Raw genomic sequence first — 19784 nt, forward strand, 5'->3', positions numbered from 1 at the left:
GAGTTTCGCGACCAACGCTCACCCCTTCGGCCGAAAAACTCCCAACGTCGGGCGTTCCACATCCCAGCGGCGACGCCTGCGCGGAGCCTCAGCGCCCCTCGGCCTCCAGCGTCGCGGGGTGGACGTAGAGCGGCAGCAGGTCGCGACCCGCCGGTGTCACGGCCAAGGCCCGGGCGGCGGCGAGGTGTGCATCGCAGTACCCGGCGAGGACGTCGTAGGCCTGCTTGCCCATGAGTTCGACGAGTTCGGGCTTCTGCGAGACGTAGACGGGGTCGGCGCCGATGTGCGCCTCGGAGTTGCCCGAGCAGTACCAGTCGAGATCGTGACCGCCCGAGCCCCAACCGCGCCGGTCGTACTCGGCGATCGTCGTCTCGAGGTACTCCTCGCCGTCGGGCAGCGTCACGCGCCGGTACGAACGGCGGATCGGCAGTTGCCAGCACACCTCGGGCTTCAGCGTCCACGGCTCGACGCCGGTCGCCCACGCCTTCTGGTGCAGCGCGCACCCGAGCCCGGGGGCGCCGTTGTCGACGTCGTCGTCCCCGCCGTCCACGGCCTGGCCGAAACCGGGCCGGTTGAGGAACACGCAGGCGCCCTCGACGACGCGTGTCTTGCGGTCACCTTCGTCGTCGGTCTCCACCCACCCGGCGTCCGAGACGATCTCGTCGTAGAACTGGACGTCGTCGGGCGTCAGCGCCGCGACGACCTCAGCGACGTGCTTCTCGTCCTCGTCACCCGTGAAGTGGGCGCCCAACACGCAGCACCCGAAGTCGGGCTTCGACGCGTCGATGCCCGCGCAGCCGGAACCGAACGTGCACGTCCAACTCGACGTCAGCCACGTGAGGTCGCACCGGAAGCGTTCGACCGCGTCGGGCTCGCTCGCCGGATCGTCGAACTCCACCCACGTGCGCGGGATCTCGAGGTCACATTCAGTCACTGCACGATCTTAGGTGGCGTGTTCGTCGCCTCTTCCGAGCAGAGCCGGAGCGGGCTGTCAGGGGCGGGCTCTACTGTGGTGACGAGCCGGCCCGCCCGGCCCCGGACGCCCGGCGAGCAGCGCGTTCGAACCCCGAAGCGAGGAAGGCATGCCGATGCGACGACGAGTGCGTGCGGGTGTCACCGCAGGCGTCCTCGCGGCGAGCCTCTTCGTGTCGGGTTGTGACGCCGTCCGTCACGTCCTGGATCAACAGGCGGAGCGGTCGTCGTCGCCCTCCACCACCCAGCCCGTCACCGACCCGGCGCAACGCGTGCGTCAGAGCGATCTCGAGACCAAGGTCGGCGCGGGCATGAACGCACGCACGCCGGGCGGCGCGATGATCGTCGCCTCCAACGGCACCCGGATACCGAACGGAATCGTCGAGGCCAGCGCCAAGGCCGCGGCGTCGGTACGCGCCCTCGACCCGCAGGCCTCGAAGAATGCCCTGCTTGTCCTCGTGCCGCGCGACGACGCCGAGTTCAAGGAGTACACCGGCCAGGAGGCAGCCTCTCAGCTGGCCAACACGGTCACCGGTGGCGGCGGTCGTCTTCCGTACGTCGTCATGAGCGACTGGACGACGAAGAATCCTGACACCCTCACCACGCGCGAGACTCTCGCGCACGAGGCGTTCCACGCGCTCACGCTCGAGAAGCTGGCCACCGAGCGTCCGCTCTGGCTGCTCGAAGGGTGGGCCGAGTACGTCGGGCAGCGCACCGTGCCCCAGGCGCCGCACAAGCGCGACGACATCTCGCCCCACGTGCCGAGCGACGAGGAACTGCGCGGAGCGAACGCCGCGGACGCCTACTACACGGCCTTCACGTTCGCCCGGTACCTGCGCGACACCCACGGACACGACAAGGTGATGGCCTTCTACTCCGAGGCCGTGCGCACGAAGGAACCGCTGGAGGCCCTGCTGAACAAGCACTTCGGTAAGGGCCTCACGGCGCTGGAGTCCGGATACCTGGCCTGGTATCCGACGTTCCGCTGAGACCGATACCCTGCCAACCATGCGCCTCGGAGTGATCGACGTGGGATCGAACACGGTCCACCTCCTCGTGGTCGACGCCCATCCCGGGGCTCAGCCACTTCCTGCCACGTCCCACAAGCGTCTGTTGCGCCTGTCCGAGCACGTGACGGCCGACGGGCTAATCGACGACGAGGGCATTCGTGACCTCACGCAGTTCGTCGGTGAATGCGTCCAGATCGCAGAGGACCTCGGCATCTCCGAGCTCATGTCGTTCGTCACCTCCGCCATCCGCGAGGCACCGAACGGCCAGGCCGTTCTCGACCACGTGCGCGACGTCACCGGGCAGAGCCTGCGCGTCCTCACCGGCGAGGACGAAGCCCGCGTCACCTTCCTCGCCACCCGCCGCTGGTTCGGGTGGTCGAGCGGACGCCTGTTCGGCATCGACATCGGCGGCGGTTCGCTCGAACTCGCCACCGGCATCGACGAGACGCCCGACACCGCCATCAGCCTTCCGCTGGGTGCCGGCCGCCTCACGCGCACTCTCGACGGCGACCCGCCGTCGAGCGAGGACCTGCGCACGATGCGCGCCCAGGTGCGTACGCAGATCGCGTCGTCGGCTCGCACCCTGACGCGCTGGGGCACGCCCGATCGGTACGTCGGTACGAGCAAGACGATCCGATCGCTCGCCCGCATGTGTGGGGCGGCGCCCTCGAGCGACGGCCCGTTCGTGCACCGCAGCCTCGAACGCGCGGCGCTCGCCGACCTCGTTCCGCGCCTCGCGAGCATGACCGCCGAGGAGCGCACCTCGCTGCCGGGCGTCTCGCCCGAACGCTCGGCCCAGGTTCTTGCCGGCGCCGTCGTCATCGAGGCCACGATGGACATCTTCGGCGTCGAGCGCCTCGACGTTTGCCCGTGGGCCCTGCGCGAGGGCCTCATCCTGCGCCGCCTCGACGCCCTGGAGTGATGACGGTGCCCGCACCCATCCGCGTCGGCCTGTCGACGGCGTCGTGCTACCCGCTCGGCACCTCGGCGGCCTTCCGTATCGCCGCCGAGCTCGGTTACGACGGCGTCGAGGTCATGGTGTGGAACGAGGCGGCGAGTCAGGACCCCGAGTTCCTGCGGGATCTCGTCGAGCGCTGGGGTGTGCCCGTGTTGTCGGTCCACGCGCCGACGCTCCTGCTCACCCAGCGCGTTATGGGCAACGAGCCGTGGGGCAAGGTCGACCGCTCCGTGGCGCTCGCGCGTGACGTCGGTGCGTCCACCGTCGTCCTGCACCCACCGTTCCGGTGGCAGAAGGAGTACGCGACGGGCTTCGTCGAAGGTGTGGCGCAACGCGAACGCGAGCACCCGCAGATCCGCCTCGCCGGCGAGAACATGTTCCCGTGGCGGGCCCGGGGCCGCGAGGTTCAGGCCTACCTGCCGCACTGGGATCTGCGGCGCAACCACTACTCCCACACCACTCTCGACCTCTCGCACACGGCCACGTCCGGTAGCGATGCCCTGGCGCTCGCCGACGAGCTCGGTGACCGCCTCACGCACATCCACCTCGCCGACGGCTTGGGCTCGTACAAGGACGAACACCTCGTGCCCGGCCGAGGTAACCAGCCGTGCGCCGAACTGCTCCAGCACCTGTCCCGAACGGGCTTCAGCGGGGACGTCGTCGTCGAGGTCGGCACCCGGCGCCTTTCGGACGAGGACAGGCTCATCGATCTCGCCGAGGCCCTCGCCTTCGCCCGCCTCCACCTCGCCATCGGAGCGGGGGAGGCGTCCGCACCCTGAGGGCGCTGTGCCCCGTACACGCCGCCGAGTAGGCTTGAGCGAAATCGCGCTATGGAGACGACACCTTGCCATGGACCCTCGTTCACTGACACCTCGCCTTCCCGTCGCGACCTCGCGTGTACTGGCGCTGACGTCGCGGGGGCCGATCGCGCGTGCGGCCTCGAAAGTGCTCGTCGCGGGCGAGAGCGTCGACGACGCCATCCGCGTCACCGGTGAGGTGGTCGTCGGTGGCCAGCGCGTCTCGTGGATGCCGTTGCTCACGCACGCCGCAAGCCCGGACGACATCATCACCGCGCGTCAGGAGACGATCGGCGCCCTCAACTGGCTCGCCGCCGCGGGCACCGAGGCGCCCGACCTGACACTCGACGTCGCGACCTTCGGTGTGCTCGCGCCCGATGTCACGCCCGGCATCCTGCTTAACGCGCTGCGCGAGGTCGGTCAGGCGGCGCGCAACGCCGGCGTCAGCCTGACGCTCACCATCCCCGATGCCGCGCTCATCGAGGCCGTCCACGTCCTCGGTCACGAGCTGCGTCAGGACTTCCCGGAGGTCGGTATCGTCCTGCCGACGCGTCTTCGCCGCCTACCCACGGAGGTCTCCGACTTGGCGCGTGAGGGGCAGCGGGTGCGCCTCGCCACAGGTCGCCTCGACGCCGCGATCGGCCTCACCTCGGCGCGCGAGAGCGGCGCGGCCTTCGTCGACATCACGAAGCAACTGCTGGCCGGCGGCGCGCAGGTCAGCTTCGACACCGACGACGCGCTGCTGCTCGACATCGTGGGCTCGTTGGTGCAACGGTACGGAGCCGAAGGCGCCGAGGTCATCGCGCCCTTGGGTACCCAGAGTGCGCGTCAGCGCGAGATCGACACGCTCGCCACCCGCGTCCTCGTGCCCTACGGCCCCCGGTGGGCCGAGTACGTCGCGAACCTCGTGGCCGCGCGCCCCTCGCTGGCGCTGAGCCTGCCGAACCCCATTCGACGAAAGGGCTGATCCCCATGACCATCGCATTCATCGGTACGGGCAACATGAACGAGGCCGTCATGGCCGGGGCCCTCGCGGGCGGTTACGACGCCGCCGACGTCGTCGCCACCGCGCGCCGTGACGAGCGCATCAGCGCGCTCAAGGAGAAGTACGGCGTCGAGGCGACGAACTCCAACCCCGAAGCCGTGGCGGACGCCGACACCGTCGTGCTCGGCGTGAAGCCGTACCAGCTCGACGACATCCTCACCGAGATCGGCGAGCACCTCACGAAGGACGCTGTCGTCGTCTCCTTGGCCGTCGGCCGCACGCTCGAGTCGATGGAGGCCAAGCTGCCCGACGGCGTCGCCGTCGTGCGCGTCATGCCGAACACCCCTTCGATGGTCGGCAAGGGCATGCATGCCGTCACGCCGAACGAGGCGTGCACCGACGAGCAGTTGGCCCGTACGAAGTCGCTCCTCGCGGCCTCGGGCGATGTCGTGACGGTGGCCGAGAAGGACCACGACGCCGTCACCGCCGTCTCCGGAAGCGGCCCGGCGTACCTGTTCTACATCGCCGACGCCATGATCGAGGCAGGCGTTCTGCTCGGCCTCCAGCGTGACGTCGCTCACCGTCTTGCCGTCCAGACGATCGTCGGAGCGGGTGCGATGCTGGCCGAATCGGGCGACTCCCCGGTGCAGCTTCGCGAGAAGGTCTCGAGCCCCGGCGGCACGACGATCATGGCGCTCGCAGAGCTGGATCGACGCGCCGTACGGGCGGCCATGGTGGCCGCGATGCAGGCCTCGCACGACCGCTCGGCATCGATGAACTGACGCCGCGTCGCCTTCAGCCGATTCCCAGTTGTCGCCCGGCGAACTGTGTGCCCGCGATGTGATGCGGAAGGCGCTTCAAGAGGCCAAGCGACGTTCAAACGTGATTCGATATGGCCATGACTGCGTTGACTGTACGTACCCTCGGTGAAGACGAGTGGGAGACCTATCGCGACGTTCGCCTCAGCGCGCTGAACGAATCCCCGGAGGCGTTCGCGGCTACGGCATCGGGTGAGAAGCAGATCGAAGAGGAGGAGTGGCGCGCGCGTATGCGCCGCTCGCGTCGCCTTCTCGCCGAGAACGAGGCCGGCGACGGCGTGGGCATCGTCTCGCTGCGCACCCACAGCAACGACGAGGTCGACCAGCCCTACGGCGAGCTCTTCGGCCTGTGGGTGGCTCCTTCGCAGCGCGGCACCGGTGTGGCCGTCAACCTCCTCGAGGCGCTCCTCGAGCAGGCTCGCAAGGACAACCTCGGAGCCGTTCTGTACTGGGTCGGCACCGACAACGCGCGCGGTGTGGCCTTCGCGTCCGGTCACGGTTTCCGCCCCACCGACTACCGCCGTCCGATGAACCCGGCGTCGCCCGACACCGAGTCCACCGAAGAGATCGCCTTCGTCTACCCGATCACCACGGACTCTGAGCACGTTCCGAGCGCCGTCATCGACTCGCGTCACTGACCGACATGGACGACACGGCCCTCGTCATCTGGGACCCCGCGCTCGTGGGGTACGACTTCGGTGAGGGTCACCCCATGAACCCTCTGCGTCTCGCCCTCACGGCGAAGCTCGCGGAGGGTCTTGGCGTTCTTGAGCACGTTCGCATCGAAGCGCCGTCGCTGCCCGACGGGTCGGACGCCTTCCTCGAGACCGTTCACTCGCGTGAGTACCTCGACGCGGTGCGTGTGGCGTCGCAGAACCCGGCGTCGGCCGATCAGAACTTCGGTATCGGCACCGAGGACGACCCGGCGTTCGCGGGCATGCACGACGTTTCCGCGCTGATCGCCGCCGGCACGCTGCAAGCCGTGCAGGCCGTCCATTCAGGCGAGGTGCGCCACGCGGTCAACTTCACCGGGGGCCTGCACCACGCCATGCCCGACAAGGCGAGCGGTTTCTGCATCTACAACGACGCTGCGGTCGGCATCCAGTGGCTGCTCGACCAGGGCGTCGAGCGGGTCGCCTACGTCGACATCGACGTTCACCACGGTGACGGCGTCGAGAAGGTCTTCTGGAACGACCCGCGGGTGCTCACGATCTCGATCCACGAGTCGGGCACCGTTCTCTTCCCGGGCACCGGCTTCGCCCGCGACATCGGCGGCCCCGACGCCGAAGGCAGCGCCGTCAACATCTCCCTGCCGCCCGGTACCGGCGACTCCGACTGGCTGCGCGCCCTGCACGCCGTCGTCCACCCCGTCGTCACGGCGTTCAAACCGCAGTTCATGGTCACGCAGCACGGCTGCGACTCGCACTACTCCGATCCCCTCGCGCACATGGTGCTCACCGTCGATGCGCAGAAGGTGGCGCACCGCTCGCTGCACGAACTCGCGCACGACGTGTGTGACGGACGCTGGGTCGCCCTCGGTGGCGGCGGCTACGAACTCGTCGACGTCGTGCCGCGCTCCTGGACGCACCTCACGGCCATCGCCGCCGACCGGCCCATCTCTCTCGAAACCGAGACGCCCGACGAGTGGCGCGCCCACGTCGAGGAGATCACCGGCCGCACCGCGCCCAGCCGCATGGGCGACGGCGTCGCCGAGAAGGACGACGTCTGGTTCCAGTCCTGGGCTTCCGGAATGCACCCCGAATCCACCGTCGACCAAGCCGTCATGGCCACCCGCGAAGCCGTGTTCCCGCTCCACGGGCTGGACGTCTGGTTCGACTAGCCGCGTAGCGGCTCCCCTGATCCGATGTTGAGCGGGGGAGCGGGCACCGGTCCCGCGAATCTGAGGCAACATCGCGGGTAGTGAGCGGTGATCCGCTGCGAAAGCCGCAGCCCTCTTCGGTGACGTAACCACGCTGGAAGCGGACGCCCCGCAGCCCTGTCGCACCGAACTCGGCGACCGAGCCTGCGAGGTCGCCGAGTCGGAAGACGGGGCAAGGGAGCATGGCGATTTCGCGCGACAAATCGCCTGACGATAGGATGGTGCAGATATTCCCGTGGCCGGGCGTCCTCGTGGCGCCGCTGGTATTCATCGGCGAATGTCGGCCCGGGCATCGCCAAGGACACAAGGTAAGGAACGGTTCACTCATGGGCTCCGTCATCAAGAAGCGCCGCAAGCGCATGGCCAAGAAGAAGCACCGCAAGCTGCTTCGCAAGACGCGTCACCAGCGTCGCAACAAGAAGTGACCTGATCACTTCGAGCACTCGGGCCCCTCACGCACTCGTGGCGTGCAGGGGCCCTTGCGTATCGTCGAGGCGATAGGGATGCCCCGCGCCTCGCCCGAACAGCGTGTGCCGTGGACGTCGGCGGCACATGGACGAGCGGTGACCAGGAGGTAGCTGTGAGAAGAATTACATTGATCGGCAAGCCCGGATGCCACCTCTGCGACGACGCCCGCGCCGTCATCGAGCGCGTGGCTCGTGAGGAGGGCGTCGAGTGGGAGGAGCTCAACATGCTCGACGATCCCGAGCTGGTCGCCCGCTATGCCGAGCAAATCCCCGTCACACTGGTCGACGGACGCCAGCACGACTACTGGCGCGTCGATGAGAACCGGCTCCGCAAGGCACTGTCCGCGCCGCCGAGGGGCGCATAGGGACGAAGGTCCCTTGTCCAGTTCGGTGCCATGTTTGGGGCGCCATTCCGCCCTAAAGGGGGTCCGGTCGACTTTGTGAACGGTTGCACTAAGTCCTAAGCTCGGGGGGTCCTGCAGAGCCTTCTGCAGACGTTTGGTATACGCGCCGAGAGGCGCAGACGCCGACGAAAGGTAGCGCCGCCGTGAGCACCGAGCAGGCCGCAGCGCGCCGGGATATCCCGGACGCGACTGTGAACCGCCTACCGGTGTACCTCCGGGTGCTGCGCGAGGTGGCCACCGACGGCCACACCACCATCTCCTCCGAGACGCTCGCCGAGCAGTCCGGAGTCTCCTCCGCGAAACTGCGCAAGGACCTTTCCGCGCTCGGCTCCTACGGCGTGCGCGGCGTCGGGTACGACGTGGCCACCCTCGCCGGTCACATCACCGGAGCCCTCGGCCTCGAGCGGCAGTGGGCCGTCGCCATCGTCGGTATGGGAAACCTCGGCCGCGCGCTCGCCACGTACGGCGGCATCGGCGTCAAGGGTTTCGAGATCAAGTGGCTCATCGACGACGACCCGCGCGTCGTCGGTTCCGTCGTGGGCGGCCAGAAGGTCGTCCACTTCGACGCGCTCGTACCGCAGGTGGACGAAGGCGTCATCGGCGTCATCGCGACGCCGGCGCCGTCCGCCCAGCAGGTCGTCGATCGCCTCATCGCCGCGGGGGTACGCAGCATCCTCAACTTCGCGCCGGCGGTGCTCACCGTGCCCTCCGACGTGCAGGTGCGCGGCGTCGACATGGCAACCGAACTTCAGATCCTCGCGTTTCGTGAACAGAACGCGCGAGGGCCACAGGGGGATCGCGAGATGAAGGAGCTCATGGCATGAGCGTCATTGTTCTGGGGCTTTCCCACCGCTCGGCCCCGCTCGCCGTGCTCGAGAAGGCCTCTCTCAACGCCGAGGGCCAGGCCGATCTGCTCGAGCGCCTCGGCAAGGGCGAGAACCTCACCGAGCCCGTCGTGCTGTCGACGTGCAACCGCGTCGAGGTCTACGCCGACGCCACGACGTTCCACGGTGCCGTCACCGAACTCGGCGACGCCCTCGCCGACGTCACCGGCATGCCGATGGCCGACCTGCGCGACTACCTCTACGTCCACTTCGACGAGCGCGCCGTCGCGCACCTGTTCAACGTCGCGGCCGGCCTCGACTCGCTCGCCGTCGGAGAGAGCCAGATCCTCGGCCAGATGCGCGACAGCCTGCGCGAAGGTCAGGAATCGGGCCGTATCGGCCCCGTCATGAGCCGCCTGGTGCAGCAGGCGCTGCGCGTTGGCAAGCGCGTGCACTCCGAGACCGGCATCGACTCGGTCAGCCGCTCGCTCGTCGAGCGGGCACTCGAACTGTCGGGCAACATGCTCGGTGACCTCACGCGGGTGCGCGCCGTCGTCGTCGGTGCCGGCGCGATGAGTTCGCTCGCCACGCACACGCTCGTGCGCCACGGCCTCGGCTCCGTCACCGTCGTCAACCGCACGTACGACGCGGCTCGTCGTCTTGCGGACGCCGCTGGGTGCGACGCGCGCCCCATCGAGGAGCTCGACGCGGCCCTCGCCTCCGCCGACCTCGTCGTGTCGTGTACGGGCGCCGTCGGTCACGTCATCGACGCGACGATGGCCGCCCGCGCCAACCCTGACGGCCGCCCTCAGGTTTACATCGACCTCGCCCTGCCGCGTGACATCGCCGACGAGGTCGCGGCCGTTCGCGGCGTGGCAGTGCTCGGATTCGAGGATCTCGGCCCGCAGGTCGAGGGCCAGCCCGGCGCAGAGGCCGAGATCAAGGCGGTCCAGGACCTCGTGACGAGCGAGGTGGCCGACTTCGTCGTCGCCCGCCGCGCCGAGCGCGTCGCCCCCACGGTGGCGGCGCTGCGCGCGAACGCCGCGGAGATCGTCAGCGCCGAGCTGAACCGCCTCGAGACCCGCGTACCCGACCTCGACGAGACCACCCGAGCCCAGGTGCAGCTCACGGTGCACCGCGTCGTGGAGAAGCTGCTCCACACGCCCACCGTGCGCATCAAGGAGCTTGCCGGCCAGGGCGGAAACGTCGGCGAAAGCGACTACGCGGCAGTTCTTTCCACGCTTTTCGACCTCGACCCGGCGCAGACGCGCGTCGTGTCCGTCCCCCCGGAGCTGCCATGAGTGCCCCCCGCCACGAGCGCCCGATCCGACTCGGAACGCGGCGTAGCCACCTCGCGGTGACCCAGTCGACCCACGTCGCAGACGCCCTGCGCGCTCACGGCCACGAGGTCGAGCTCGTCGAGGTCACGACCGAGGGCGACATCAACCTGGCCCCGCTGGCCCAGATGGGTGGCACGGGCGTCTTCGCCGCCGCACTGCGTCAGGCACTGCTCTCGGGCGAGGTCGACATGGCCGTGCACTCCCTCAAGGATCTGCCCGTCGCACCCGAGCCCGGCCTCGTCGTCGCCGGTATCCCGACGCGTGAAGACCCGCGTGACATCCTCGTCGCCCGCGACGGCCTGACGCTCGGTGAACTGCCGGCGGGTGCCGTGGTCGGAACCGGCTCTCCGCGACGTGCGGCCCAGCTGCAGGCCCTCGGCCTCGGACTGGAAATCCGTGACATCCGCGGCAACATCGACACCCGCATGGGCTTCGTGACCAAGGGTGAGATGGACGCCGTCGTCCTCGCTCGCGCCGGCCTGGCCCGCGTGGGCCGCACCGACGAGGCGAGCGAGACCATCGACCCGCTGCAGATGTTGCCGGCCCCCGGCCAGGGCGCCCTCGCGCTCGAGTGCCGCGAGGACGACGAGGTCACGCGTGCCGTGCTCGCCGAGCTCGACGACGCCGACACCCGCGCAGCCGTCACGGCCGAGCGAGCCGTGCTCGAAGCCCTGGAGGCCGGCTGTGCCGCACCTGTCGGTGCCCTCGCCGAGATCGTCGAGGAGCCCGACGGCACCCTCGAGATCTCGCTGCGCGCCTTCGTCGGCGCCACGGACGGCTCCCTCGAGCTGCGCCGCAGCGAAGTCGGCCCCTACGACGATCCGCAGGGCATCGGCGAGCGTCTCGCCCGCACCCTGCTCGACGACGGCGCGGCCGCCGTCATCCCCCCACGCGAACCGCGGCAGCAGACGCCGCGCGTCGAAACCACCACCGAATCGGAGCGATCCAAGTGAGCACCGCAGCCAAGCAGGCCAAGTCGGCCACCCGAGTCGCGTTCGTCGGCGCCGGGCCCGGCGATCCCGGCCTGCTCACGATGCGCGCGGCGCAGCTTCTCGCCGAGGCGGACGTCGTCGTCCTCGACCAGCTGTGCCGTGAGCAGTTCGTCGCATCCCTCGTGAGCGACGGCGTGGAGTTCGTCGACGGCGGGTACGGCGAGGCCGGCACCGAGTTGACCAACGCCAGCCGCGCGAAGCTTCTCGTCAAGGCCGCCAAGGCTGCGACGGAGGGCCACGACGACGGGCGCGCCCTCGTCGTGCGCCTCATGGACGGCGACCCGGCCACCTTCCACGGCCTGGCCGAGGAGGCCGGCGCCTGCGCGAAGGCCGGCATCGAGTTCGAGATCGTTCCGGGCGTCTCGGCCGTCTCCGCGGTTCCCGCCTACGCGGGTGTGCCGCTCACCGACAGCAAGGCCCGCAACATCCACGTCGTCACCGCCGGCGACCCGAAGGTCGACTGGGCGCGTTCGATCGACGCCTGCACCACCGTCGTCGTCCTCGGCCAGGCCGACCTGCTGCGCGACTCGCTCGTCGAACTGCGCGCTGCCGGCCGCCGTGGCAACACGCCGGTCGCGCTGACGCAGAACGGCACGACGATCACCCAGGAGACGACGACGCTGACGCTCGACGAGGTGCCCGCGGCACTGCGTCGCGCCGAGTTCGACGGGCCCGTCATGGCCATCGTCGGCTCGACCGTGGGTCACCGCACCGCCCTGTCGTGGTGGGAGAACAAGCCGCTGTTCGGCTGGAAGGTGCTCGTGCCGCGCACCAAGGAGCAGTCGGGTTCCATGACGCGCCGCCTCACCGAGTACGGCGCGAGCAGCGCCATCGTGCCGACGATCAGCGTCGAGCCGCCGCGTACGCCGGCGCAGATGGAGAAGGCCGTCAAGGGTCTCGTCACCGGCCGCTACGAGTGGGTCGGCTTCACGTCGGTCAACGCCGTGCGCGCCGTGCGTGAGAAGTTCGCCGAGTTCGGTCTCGACGTGCGTGCCTTCGCGGGCCTCAAGATCGCTGCCGTCGGTGGCGTGACGGCGGACGCTCTGCGCGAGTGGGGCATCGAGCCCGACCTCATGCCGAGCGGCGAGCAGTCGGCCAAGGGCCTGCTCGAGGTGTGGCCCGACTACGACGAGCAGCTCGACCCGATCAACCGCGTCTTCCTGCCGCGCGCCGACATCGCGACGGAGACCCTCGTCGCCGGCCTCGAGGAGATGGGCTGGGAGGTCGACGACGTCACCGCCTACCGCACGGTGCGCGCTGCGCCGCCGGCGCCCGAGGTGCGTGAGGCGATCAAGTCCGGCAAGTTCGACGCCGTCTGCTTCACGTCGAGTTCGACGGTGCGCAACCTCGTCGGCATCGCCGGCAAGCCGCACGCATCTACCGTCGTCGCGTGCATCGGCCCGGCCACCGCGAAGACGGCGGAGGAGCACGGTCTGCGTGTCGACGTCCTCGCGACCGAGGCCTCTGCGGCTGCGCTCGTCGATGCGCTCGCCGCTCACGGTCAGTGCCTCGCCGCCGCTGCGGCGGAAGCGGGGGAGAAGGTGCGTCGTCCCAGCGAGCGTCGCGGGGCGGCCCGTCGAAAGGTGAAGGCCCGATGAGCACGTACGACCTGCCGCACCGTCCGCGCCGCCTGCGCACGTCACCGGTCATGCGCAACATGGTGGCCGAGACGTCCGTGGCGCCGTCCGACCTCATCCTGCCGGTGTTCGTGCGCGAGAACGCGACCGAGAACACGCCCATCAGTTCGATGCCGGGCGTCGTGCAGCACACGCTCGACTCGCTCGTCGACGTCTCGAAGCAGGCGCGCGACGCGGGCGTTGCGGGCGTCATGCTCTTCGGTGTTCCGGAGACGAAGGACGCCCAGGGGTCGGGTTCGATCGACCCCGACGGCATCCTCAACGTCGGCTTGCGCGCCGTGCGTGACGCCGTGGGCGACGATCTGCTCGTCATGGGCGACCTGTGCCTCGACGAGTTCACCGACCACGGTCACTGCGGCGTGCTCGACGCGCAGGGTCGTGTCGACAACGACGCGACGCTCGATATCTACGCGCAGATGGCCGTCGCGCAGGCTCAGGCGGGCGCTCACGTGCTCGGCCCGAGCGGCATGATGGACGGCCAGATCGGCGTCATCCGTGCGGCGCTCGACCTTTCCGGCCACGACGACGTCGCCGTCATGGCGTACTCGGCGAAGTACGCGTCGGCGGCTTACGGTCCGTTCCGCGAGGCCGTGCAGAGCTCGCTCCAGGGCGACCGCGCGACGTACCAGCAGGACCCGCGCAACCGCACGGAGTCGCTGCGCGAGGCGATGCTCGACGAGGAGCAGGGCGCCGACATGCTCATGGTGAAGCCTGCTCTGCCGTACCTCGACGTGCTCTCCGACGTCGCCCAGGCCGCCACGGTGCCTGTCGCGGCGTACCAGGTCTCCGGCGAGATGGCGATGATCGAGGCGGCCGCCGCGAACGGCTGGATCGACCGCGAACGCATGATCCGCGAGACCCTCACCAGCATCAAGCGCGCCGGCGCGTCGATCGTCCTGACGTACTACGCGATGGAGTTTGCCCGCGGCCTCTGACGCGCGGCGTTAGACGTAGGACGGGCTGATTTCTTTCCTTCTTGTGCGCAAGGGGTTCGATTGCGCACAAGAAGGGAAGAAACCTTCCCGAGTAGTGGTGGGCGCTGTCTTTCGTGCGGGATGCTCCCCTCGTTCCTGTGGATAACTTTCGAGCCGGATCCGCTCCGCGCGTCAGGCTGAGGGCATGGTCACCTCGAACCGACGCCACGAGAGTGTGCTTTCCAGGCGAGCTGTTGCCGTCGCCACGCTGGACGGATGCTTGTTCACCGCCGCCGAGGCTCGTGCCGCCGGGCTGACGATCAACGATCTGCGCAGTGACGCTGTCGTCGCGCTCCGACGCAATGTCTACGTCACCGCCACGACACCGATCACCCTCGGGCTGCGGTGTGGAGCGGCGCTGCGCGTCACCAAGTCCGACGCCCGCGTCGCCCACGTCACCGCCGCGCGGCTGTGGGGCCTTCCCGTCCCGGAGACGCACCGACTCCATCTCAGCTACGAGCGAAGGCCGAACAAGACGCTCGTCGGCACGATCGCTCATCGGCATCCAGCAGCAAGCCTGGCGAGATCGGTGTTCGTCGCCGGTGTAGGTCGTTTGCCGGTTTCCGACCCGACGGGCGTCGTCACCGAATGCGCCGACTCGCTGGGGCTCGTTGATCTCGTCGTCCTCGCAGATGCGGTGCTCAGCCGTCACGATGTCGATGCAGGGCGAGCCATTGATGTGTGGAAGCACGGTGCAGGCCCGCATTCGGCAGCGCTGCGTGAGGTCGCCCGCCGCGCGCGGGAAGGCGCTGAGTCGCCACCGGAGAGCCGGACGCGCCTCCTTCTCGTTCTCGCGGGTTTGCCCGAGCCTGTTGTGCAACACGAGGCTTTCGTGGCCGGGCGGCGACGACGATTCGATCTCGCCTACCCCGAGCTCAAGATCGCCGTGGAGTACGACGGCTCCTACCACTACGCGAGTGAGGCACAGAAGCAGGCTGACATCGTGCGCGAGGATGAGCTTCGCTCCGCAGGATGGATCGTCATCCGGGTGGTTTCGGTCGGGATCTTCCGGGATCCGGCATCGACATTGGCTCGAGTGGCGGACGCGCTGACTCAGCGGGGTGTGAAAGTCGCACCCAACACCGCATGGCGGCAGCACTTTGTCCAGCTCGCGCCGGTGGCGTGACACGAGTGGGGGTGTTTTCTTCCCTTCTTGCGCCTCAGGAGACCCCTTGCGCACAAGAAGGGAAGAAAACGCCCCTTGTGGTTGCTAGGCGCGGACGGCGACGCGCAGGTTCGGTTCCTCCCGCGCAGGCTCGGGGGAGAGGTCCCGGGCCGCTTCGAGGGCCTGGCGCAGGTCGGCGATGACGTCGTCCGGGTTCTCGAGACCGATCGACAGGCGCAGGACGTCCTCGCCCGGCTTCGCCTCGGACGCGACCGGCCGGTGGGTCAGTGCCGCCGGGTGCTGGATGAGCGTGTCCACGCCGCCCAGAGACACCGCATTGACGATGAGGCGCACGTGCTCCGCCACGGCGGCAGCGGCGTCGAAGCCGCCCTTGACCGCGAACGCCATCATCGCGCCCGGGCCTGCCATCTGCCGTGCGGCGATGCCGTCGGGGTCGCCCGCGGGAAGCCCGGGGTAGCGCACCCACTCCACGAGGTCGTGCTCGGCAAGGAAAGCCGCCACCGGTCGCGCGTTGGCCTGCTGCTGCAGCACCCGGACCGGCAGGGTCTGCAGCCCGCGGTGCAGTTGGTAGGCGGACGTCGGTGCGAGCAGGCCACCCGTGATGGCGCGCACCTGACGCAGCCGCGTGGCCCACTCCGTGCTCGTCGCGACGACACCGCCGAGCAGGTCGCCGTGCCCGCCGATGTACTTCGTCGCCGAGTGCAGACTGATCGCTGCGCCGAGCGCCAGCGGCTGCTGCAGCACCGGTGTGGCGAACGTGTTGTCGACGGCGACGGGCACGTCGCCCGCCTGGCGCGCCACGTCGGCGATGTCGATGAGGTCGATCGTCGGGTTGCCGGGCGACTCGATGAGCACGAGGCCCGTGTCTGCCTCGATCGCGTCCGCCACGGCATCGGGCGTCGTGAACGTCACGCGGGTGCCGAGCAGGCCGGTGGCAAGTAGGTGGTCCGTGCCGCCGTAGTGGGGGCGGACACCGACGATGTGAGGCTTGCCCGCCGCAACGCAGGCGAGCAGGACGGCGCTGATCGCCGCCATCCCGGTCGAGAACGCGACGGCTTCCTCGGCGCCCTCCATCGTGGCGAGCCCACGCTCGAAGCGGTGGACGTTCGGGTTCCACAGACGCTGGTACACGTACGAATCACCGGGGCGCGGGCGACCACGGGTTGCCATCTGCTCGTACGAGTCACCGCCCTGCACGCCGGTGACGGGGTAGGTGGTCGACTGATCGATTCCTGCGACGTGCACCCCGAGAGCCGTGAGGTCTTCCCGGCCGGCGTGCACGGCGTTCGTCATGAGCGAAGAAGTGTGGTTCACATCACATAGTGTGTGGAGTCCGCGGAATCGTGGCAATGACGCCGCCGATTCCCCGAAAAGAGGTGTGTCTGAGGTGGAAAGCACGAATTCCCGGTTGAGTTCGGCGGGTGACTCGCAGGTTCGACGACCGTTTCTCGGCCCCGCGTGGAGCCCTGACGCCGTCGGTCGTCGGCTCGTCGAGCTACTCGTCGAGGACGGCCGGATGTCGAACGCCGAACTCGCGCGGCGGGTCGGCGTGCCGGAGTCGACGTGCAGCGGCCGGTTGCGTGTGCTGCGTGAGCGAGGCGTCATCGCCGGGGTGCACGCCGACGTCAATCTCGGCTCCCTCGAGTTACCGCTGGAGGCGATGATCGCGCTGCGCTTCACGGGCCACACGCGTGACGACATCGACGGCTTCCGCGCCGCAGTCGCCGATGTGCCCGGCGTCCTCGCGGCCTTCCACGTGACGGGGGAGAACGACTTCCTCGTCCACGTCTGTACGCAGTCTCCCGACGCCCTGCGCGACATCGTGCTCGACCACCTCGCGGTGCTGCCCGGCGTCGTGCACGCCGAGACGAGCCTCATCTACGAACGCATTCGCGGTTCCCGCCCTCTCGGCTGAGGCGCGACGGCACGCGATGAAGGGCGAGCGAGGAAGGGCGATTCACGAAGAGGCCGCGGTACCCGAACGGGTACCGCGGCCTCTTCGTGAAGGCTGGTGTGATCAGGCCTTGGCGAACTCGAGGTCGAGGTTGATCTTGATCTTGTCGGAGACGAGCGCGTTGCCGCCGGGGGCTGCGGCGTCGAAGCTGAGGCCGAAGTCCTTGCGGTTGATCTCGCCCTGGGCCTCGAAGCCGGCGCGGGTGCCGCCCCACGGGTCGTCGGAGATGCCGTTGAACTCGTAGTCGAACGTGACGGGCTTCGTCACGTCCTTGATCGTCAGGTCGCCCGTGATGGTGTCGTCGCCGATGTTCGTGGCATTGAACGTCATCGTCGGGTACTGCTCGACGTCGAAGAAGTCAGCGCTCTTGAGGTGACCGTCGCGGTCGGCGTTGCGGGTCTGGACCGATGCCGTCTGCACGGTGAACTCGAGCGTCGAGTTCTTGCGGTCCTCGGCGACCTCCGCGTTGACGCTGACGTCCGTGAAGCGACCCTTCACCTTGGTGACGGCGAGGTGGCGCGCGACGAAGCCGATCTCCGTGTGGTCGGCGTCGATGTTCCAGGTGCCGGGAGCGATGTCGTTGAGGGAAACCATGGTTGTGGTCCTTCCGTTGCGATGTGTGGTCGGTACGGAAATGACGATACACGCAGATAGTTGAACGTTCAACTACACTGAAGAAACGTGGACGGAAACAAGATGTCCACACGAAAGCGTTGACACTGAACGAAACGTGAATCAACCCTCCGGTCGGATACCGGACGGTAGGGGCGCGCGACGGTGGCGAAGCACGGAACGGACGGTGGAGGATGACGAAAGAGACGCGCTGGCTCGATGAGGACGAGCAGACGGCATGGCGTCACTACCTACGGGCATCGCGCGCGCTGAGCCTCGCGCTCGATCGCGAACTCCTCGACCACGGCATGTCGCTGGCCGAGTACGAGATCCTCTCGATGCTGTCCGAGGCCGAGGGACGTCGTCTGCGGATGGGGGCGCTCGCCGACCTCGTCGTTCAGTCCCGCAGCCGCATCACGCACACCGCCACGCGCCTGCAGCGACGCGGGTGGGTGACGCGGGAGTCGTGTTCCAGCGATTCGCGTGGGGTCGAACTCGTCCTCACCGACGGCGGCTACGACGCCCTCCTGCTCGCAGCCCCCGTTCACGTCGCGAGCGTGCGTCGATACTTCGTCGACACCATGGATGGCGACCAACTGAGCATCGTCGGTGACGGCATGCGCCGCGTGCACGAGGAAGTCGGTGGCGAGCGGGGCTGAGGCCCGCCAAGGGCGTTGTCAGGGGGCGGTGGGAGAATGGACAACATGAGTGGAAGCACCTCGAAGTCCGCAGAACTCCTGGCCCACGCGCGCACGGTGACGCCCGGCGGGGTGAACTCGCCGGTGCGCGCCTTCCGTGCCGTCGGTGGCACGCCGCGGTTCATCCGCGGGGCGAAGGGTCCGTGGCTCACGGACGTCGACGGCAACCGCTACGTCGACCTCATCTGCTCGTGGGGGCCGATGATTCTCGGCCACGCCCACCCCGACGTCATGGCCGCCGTTCAGGACGCGGCCTCGCGTGGCTTCAGCTTCGGCACCCCGAGTGAGAACGAGGTCGCCCTCGCCACCGAGATCGTGCGCCGCGTCGAGCCCGTCGAGCAGGTGCGTCTTGTCTCGTCCGGTACCGAGGCCACGATGTCGGCCATCCGCCTCGCGCGCGGCGCCACGGGCCGGAGCAAGATCGTGAAGTTCGCAGGCTGCTACCACGGCCACGTCGACGCGCTGCTCGCCGCAGCCGGCTCCGGCGTCGCCACCTTCGCCCTTCCCGACACGGCCGGCGTGCCGAAGTCGAGCGCCGGCGAGACCATCGTCCTGCCCTACAACGACGTCTCCGCGCTCGAAGCTGCCTTCGCCGAGCACGGTGACGAGATCGCTGCCGTCATCACCGAGGCCTCGCCCGGCAACATGGGCGTCGTGCCGCCCGCCCCCGGTTTCACGAAGGCGCTGCGCGACATCACGACCGAGCACGGCGCGCTGCTCGTCTCCGACGAGGTGATGACGGGCTTCCGCTGCTCCGGTGCCGGCTGGTTCGGCCACGAGGGCCAGCAGGGTGAGAGCGCCCCCGACCTGTTCACCTTCGGCAAGGTCATGGGCGGTGGCTTCCCCGCGGCCGCCTTCGGTGGCCGCGCCGACCTCATGGGCATGCTGGCGCCCGACGGTCCCGTGTACCAGGCGGGCACGCTGGCGGGTAACCCGGTGGCCACGGCCGCCGGCCTCGCCACGCTGCAAGGCTGCACCGACGAGGTCTACGCCCACCTCGACTCCACGGCGCACGCCATCGCCGACGCCGCCTCCGCCGAACTGACGAAGGCCGGGGTGCCACACACCGTGCAGTGGGCGAGCTCGATGTTCTCGATCTTCTTCCGTGACGGAGCGGTCACGAACTACGACGACGCGAAGGACCAGGACACCGAGGCCTTCTCGCGCTTCTTCAACGCGATGCTCGACCAGGGCGTCCACCTGCCGCCGTCGGCCTACGAGTCGTGGTTCGTCTCCGCGTCGCACGACGACGAGGCCGTCGCGCATGTGATCGACGCCCTGCCCGCCGCCGCGCGAGCCGCGGCCGCTTCCACAGACTCGTCTGCGACACTCTGACC

Annotated in this window: 21 protein-coding genes; 18 read left to right on the plus strand and 3 right to left on the minus strand. The window is 69.0% G+C overall.

Annotated features, from left to right (window positions below):
* Window positions 1-88: 88 nt before the first annotated feature.
* Window positions 89-934, minus strand: a complete 846-nt coding sequence (locus tag EVU97_RS08245) for a hypothetical protein (protein ID WP_129664992.1) — start codon at window positions 932-934, stop codon at window positions 89-91.
* A gap of 148 nt (window positions 935-1082) precedes the next feature.
* Here EVU97_RS08245 and EVU97_RS08250 point away from each other — a divergent pair, with 148 nt between their 5' ends.
* The 15 genes from EVU97_RS08250 (at window position 1083) to EVU97_RS08320 (ending at window position 15183) form a co-directional block, all read left to right on the plus strand.
* A complete protein-coding gene (locus tag EVU97_RS08250; protein WP_129664994.1) occupies window positions 1083-1961 on the plus strand; it encodes a hypothetical protein in 879 nt (292 codons plus the stop codon).
* Between the two features lie 19 nt (window positions 1962-1980).
* A complete protein-coding gene (locus EVU97_RS08255; protein ID WP_129664996.1) occupies window positions 1981-2904 on the plus strand; it encodes a Ppx/GppA phosphatase family protein in 924 nt (307 codons plus the stop codon).
* On the plus strand, window positions 2904-3719 hold the full coding sequence (locus tag EVU97_RS08260; RefSeq protein WP_205744876.1) for a sugar phosphate isomerase/epimerase: 816 nt from the start codon (window positions 2904-2906) through the stop codon (window positions 3717-3719). The genes EVU97_RS08255 and EVU97_RS08260 overlap by 1 nt, the downstream gene beginning before the upstream one ends.
* Before the next feature lie 70 nt (window positions 3720-3789).
* Window positions 3790-4704 carry a hypothetical protein gene (locus EVU97_RS08265; protein ID WP_047312441.1) on the plus strand — a complete coding sequence of 305 codons (915 nt, stop codon included), beginning with the start codon at window positions 3790-3792 and terminating at the stop codon, window positions 4702-4704.
* 5 nt (window positions 4705-4709) lie between these two features.
* Window positions 4710-5504, plus strand: coding sequence for a pyrroline-5-carboxylate reductase (gene proC, locus EVU97_RS08270; RefSeq protein WP_129664999.1), 795 nt, complete (start codon window positions 4710-4712; stop codon window positions 5502-5504).
* Between the two features lie 116 nt (window positions 5505-5620).
* Window positions 5621-6178: an N-acetyltransferase gene (locus EVU97_RS08275; RefSeq protein ID WP_129665001.1), complete on the plus strand. Its 558-nt coding sequence runs from the start codon at window positions 5621-5623 to the stop codon at window positions 6176-6178.
* Between the two features lie 5 nt (window positions 6179-6183).
* Window positions 6184-7380, plus strand: a complete 1197-nt coding sequence (locus EVU97_RS08280) for an acetoin utilization protein AcuC (protein WP_129665003.1) — start codon at window positions 6184-6186, stop codon at window positions 7378-7380.
* A gap of 365 nt (window positions 7381-7745) precedes the next feature.
* A complete protein-coding gene (locus EVU97_RS08285; RefSeq protein WP_003792170.1) occupies window positions 7746-7844 on the plus strand; it encodes a 30S ribosomal protein bS22 in 99 nt (32 codons plus the stop codon).
* Between the two features lie 164 nt (window positions 7845-8008).
* Complete coding sequence (locus tag EVU97_RS08290) at window positions 8009-8251, plus strand: glutaredoxin family protein (protein WP_369798813.1); 243 nt, start codon at window positions 8009-8011, stop codon at window positions 8249-8251.
* Window positions 8252-8433: 182 nt separating this feature from the next.
* Window positions 8434-9114 carry a redox-sensing transcriptional repressor Rex gene (locus tag EVU97_RS08295; RefSeq protein WP_129665005.1) on the plus strand — a complete coding sequence of 227 codons (681 nt, stop codon included), beginning with the start codon at window positions 8434-8436 and terminating at the stop codon, window positions 9112-9114.
* Complete coding sequence (locus EVU97_RS08300; RefSeq protein ID WP_047312436.1) at window positions 9111-10415, plus strand: glutamyl-tRNA reductase; 1305 nt, start codon at window positions 9111-9113, stop codon at window positions 10413-10415. Before EVU97_RS08295 ends, EVU97_RS08300 begins: the two co-directional genes overlap by 4 nt.
* Complete coding sequence (gene hemC, locus EVU97_RS08305) at window positions 10412-11407, plus strand: hydroxymethylbilane synthase (RefSeq protein WP_129665007.1); 996 nt, start codon at window positions 10412-10414, stop codon at window positions 11405-11407. The genes EVU97_RS08300 and hemC overlap by 4 nt, the downstream gene beginning before the upstream one ends.
* An 80-nt stretch (window positions 11408-11487) precedes the next feature.
* Window positions 11488-13044, plus strand: a complete 1557-nt coding sequence (locus EVU97_RS08310; RefSeq protein WP_240730177.1) for a uroporphyrinogen-III synthase — start codon at window positions 11488-11490, stop codon at window positions 13042-13044.
* Complete coding sequence (hemB, locus tag EVU97_RS08315) at window positions 13041-14018, plus strand: porphobilinogen synthase (RefSeq protein ID WP_129665011.1); 978 nt, start codon at window positions 13041-13043, stop codon at window positions 14016-14018. Before EVU97_RS08310 ends, hemB begins: the two co-directional genes overlap by 4 nt.
* Before the next feature lie 184 nt (window positions 14019-14202).
* Entirely contained in the window at window positions 14203-15183 is a 981-nt protein-coding gene (locus tag EVU97_RS08320; protein ID WP_129665013.1) for an endonuclease domain-containing protein, read from the plus strand.
* A gap of 84 nt (window positions 15184-15267) precedes the next feature.
* Here the strand turns inward: EVU97_RS08320 and EVU97_RS08325 are convergent, their stop codons facing one another.
* On the minus strand, window positions 15268-16476 hold the full coding sequence (locus tag EVU97_RS08325) for a PLP-dependent aspartate aminotransferase family protein (protein WP_129665157.1): 1209 nt from the start codon (window positions 16474-16476) through the stop codon (window positions 15268-15270).
* Between the two features lie 94 nt (window positions 16477-16570).
* Here EVU97_RS08325 and EVU97_RS08330 point away from each other — a divergent pair, with 94 nt between their 5' ends.
* Complete coding sequence (locus EVU97_RS08330; RefSeq protein WP_240730165.1) at window positions 16571-17098, plus strand: Lrp/AsnC family transcriptional regulator; 528 nt, start codon at window positions 16571-16573, stop codon at window positions 17096-17098.
* A 102-nt stretch (window positions 17099-17200) separates the two neighbouring features.
* On the opposite strand, the gene EVU97_RS08335 is transcribed toward EVU97_RS08330, so the two are convergent.
* Window positions 17201-17731 (minus strand): YceI family protein, encoded by a 531-nt coding sequence (locus EVU97_RS08335; protein ID WP_129665015.1) that lies wholly within the window; start codon window positions 17729-17731, stop codon window positions 17201-17203.
* 212 nt (window positions 17732-17943) lie between these two features.
* Between EVU97_RS08335 and EVU97_RS08340 the strand changes: the two genes are divergently transcribed.
* The gene (locus EVU97_RS08340; protein WP_047312429.1) at window positions 17944-18408 is read left to right on the plus strand and encodes a MarR family winged helix-turn-helix transcriptional regulator; all 465 of its coding nucleotides are present in this window, start codon (window positions 17944-17946) and stop codon (window positions 18406-18408) included.
* A gap of 45 nt (window positions 18409-18453) precedes the next feature.
* A complete protein-coding gene (gene hemL, locus EVU97_RS08345) occupies window positions 18454-19782 on the plus strand; it encodes a glutamate-1-semialdehyde 2,1-aminomutase (protein WP_129665017.1) in 1329 nt (442 codons plus the stop codon).
* Window positions 19783-19784: the final 2 nt, after the last annotated feature.

The sequence above is a fragment of the Dermacoccus sp. 147Ba genome (assembly GCF_004151355.1).
Classification (GTDB): domain Bacteria; phylum Actinomycetota; class Actinomycetes; order Actinomycetales; family Dermatophilaceae; genus Dermacoccus; species Dermacoccus abyssi.

Coding starts and splice junctions, on each gene's coding strand:
- EVU97_RS08300 (WP_047312436.1), top strand. CDS start 9,111: ATGAGCGTCATTGTTCTGGGGCTTTCCCACCGCTCGGCCCCGCTCGCC.
- EVU97_RS08320 (WP_129665013.1), top strand. CDS start 14,203: ATGGTCACCTCGAACCGACGCCACGAGAGTGTGCTTTCCAGGCGAGCT.
- EVU97_RS08340 (WP_047312429.1), top strand. CDS start 17,944: ATGACGAAAGAGACGCGCTGGCTCGATGAGGACGAGCAGACGGCATGG.
- hemB (WP_129665011.1), top strand. CDS start 13,041: ATGAGCACGTACGACCTGCCGCACCGTCCGCGCCGCCTGCGCACGTCA.
- hemC (WP_129665007.1), top strand. CDS start 10,412: ATGAGTGCCCCCCGCCACGAGCGCCCGATCCGACTCGGAACGCGGCGT.
- EVU97_RS08280 (WP_129665003.1), top strand. CDS start 6,184: ATGGACGACACGGCCCTCGTCATCTGGGACCCCGCGCTCGTGGGGTAC.
- EVU97_RS08325 (WP_129665157.1), bottom strand. CDS start 16,476: ATGACGAACGCCGTGCACGCCGGCCGGGAAGACCTCACGGCTCTCGGG.
- EVU97_RS08335 (WP_129665015.1), bottom strand. CDS start 17,731: ATGGTTTCCCTCAACGACATCGCTCCCGGCACCTGGAACATCGACGCC.
- EVU97_RS08250 (WP_129664994.1), top strand. CDS start 1,083: ATGCCGATGCGACGACGAGTGCGTGCGGGTGTCACCGCAGGCGTCCTC.
- EVU97_RS08255 (WP_129664996.1), top strand. CDS start 1,981: ATGCGCCTCGGAGTGATCGACGTGGGATCGAACACGGTCCACCTCCTC.
- EVU97_RS08310 (WP_240730177.1), top strand. CDS start 11,488: ATGCGCGCGGCGCAGCTTCTCGCCGAGGCGGACGTCGTCGTCCTCGAC.
- EVU97_RS08260 (WP_205744876.1), top strand. CDS start 2,904: ATGACGGTGCCCGCACCCATCCGCGTCGGCCTGTCGACGGCGTCGTGC.
- proC (WP_129664999.1), top strand. CDS start 4,710: ATGACCATCGCATTCATCGGTACGGGCAACATGAACGAGGCCGTCATG.
- EVU97_RS08285 (WP_003792170.1), top strand. CDS start 7,746: ATGGGCTCCGTCATCAAGAAGCGCCGCAAGCGCATGGCCAAGAAGAAG.
- hemL (WP_129665017.1), top strand. CDS start 18,454: ATGAGTGGAAGCACCTCGAAGTCCGCAGAACTCCTGGCCCACGCGCGC.
- EVU97_RS08275 (WP_129665001.1), top strand. CDS start 5,621: ATGACTGCGTTGACTGTACGTACCCTCGGTGAAGACGAGTGGGAGACC.
- EVU97_RS08265 (WP_047312441.1), top strand. CDS start 3,790: ATGGACCCTCGTTCACTGACACCTCGCCTTCCCGTCGCGACCTCGCGT.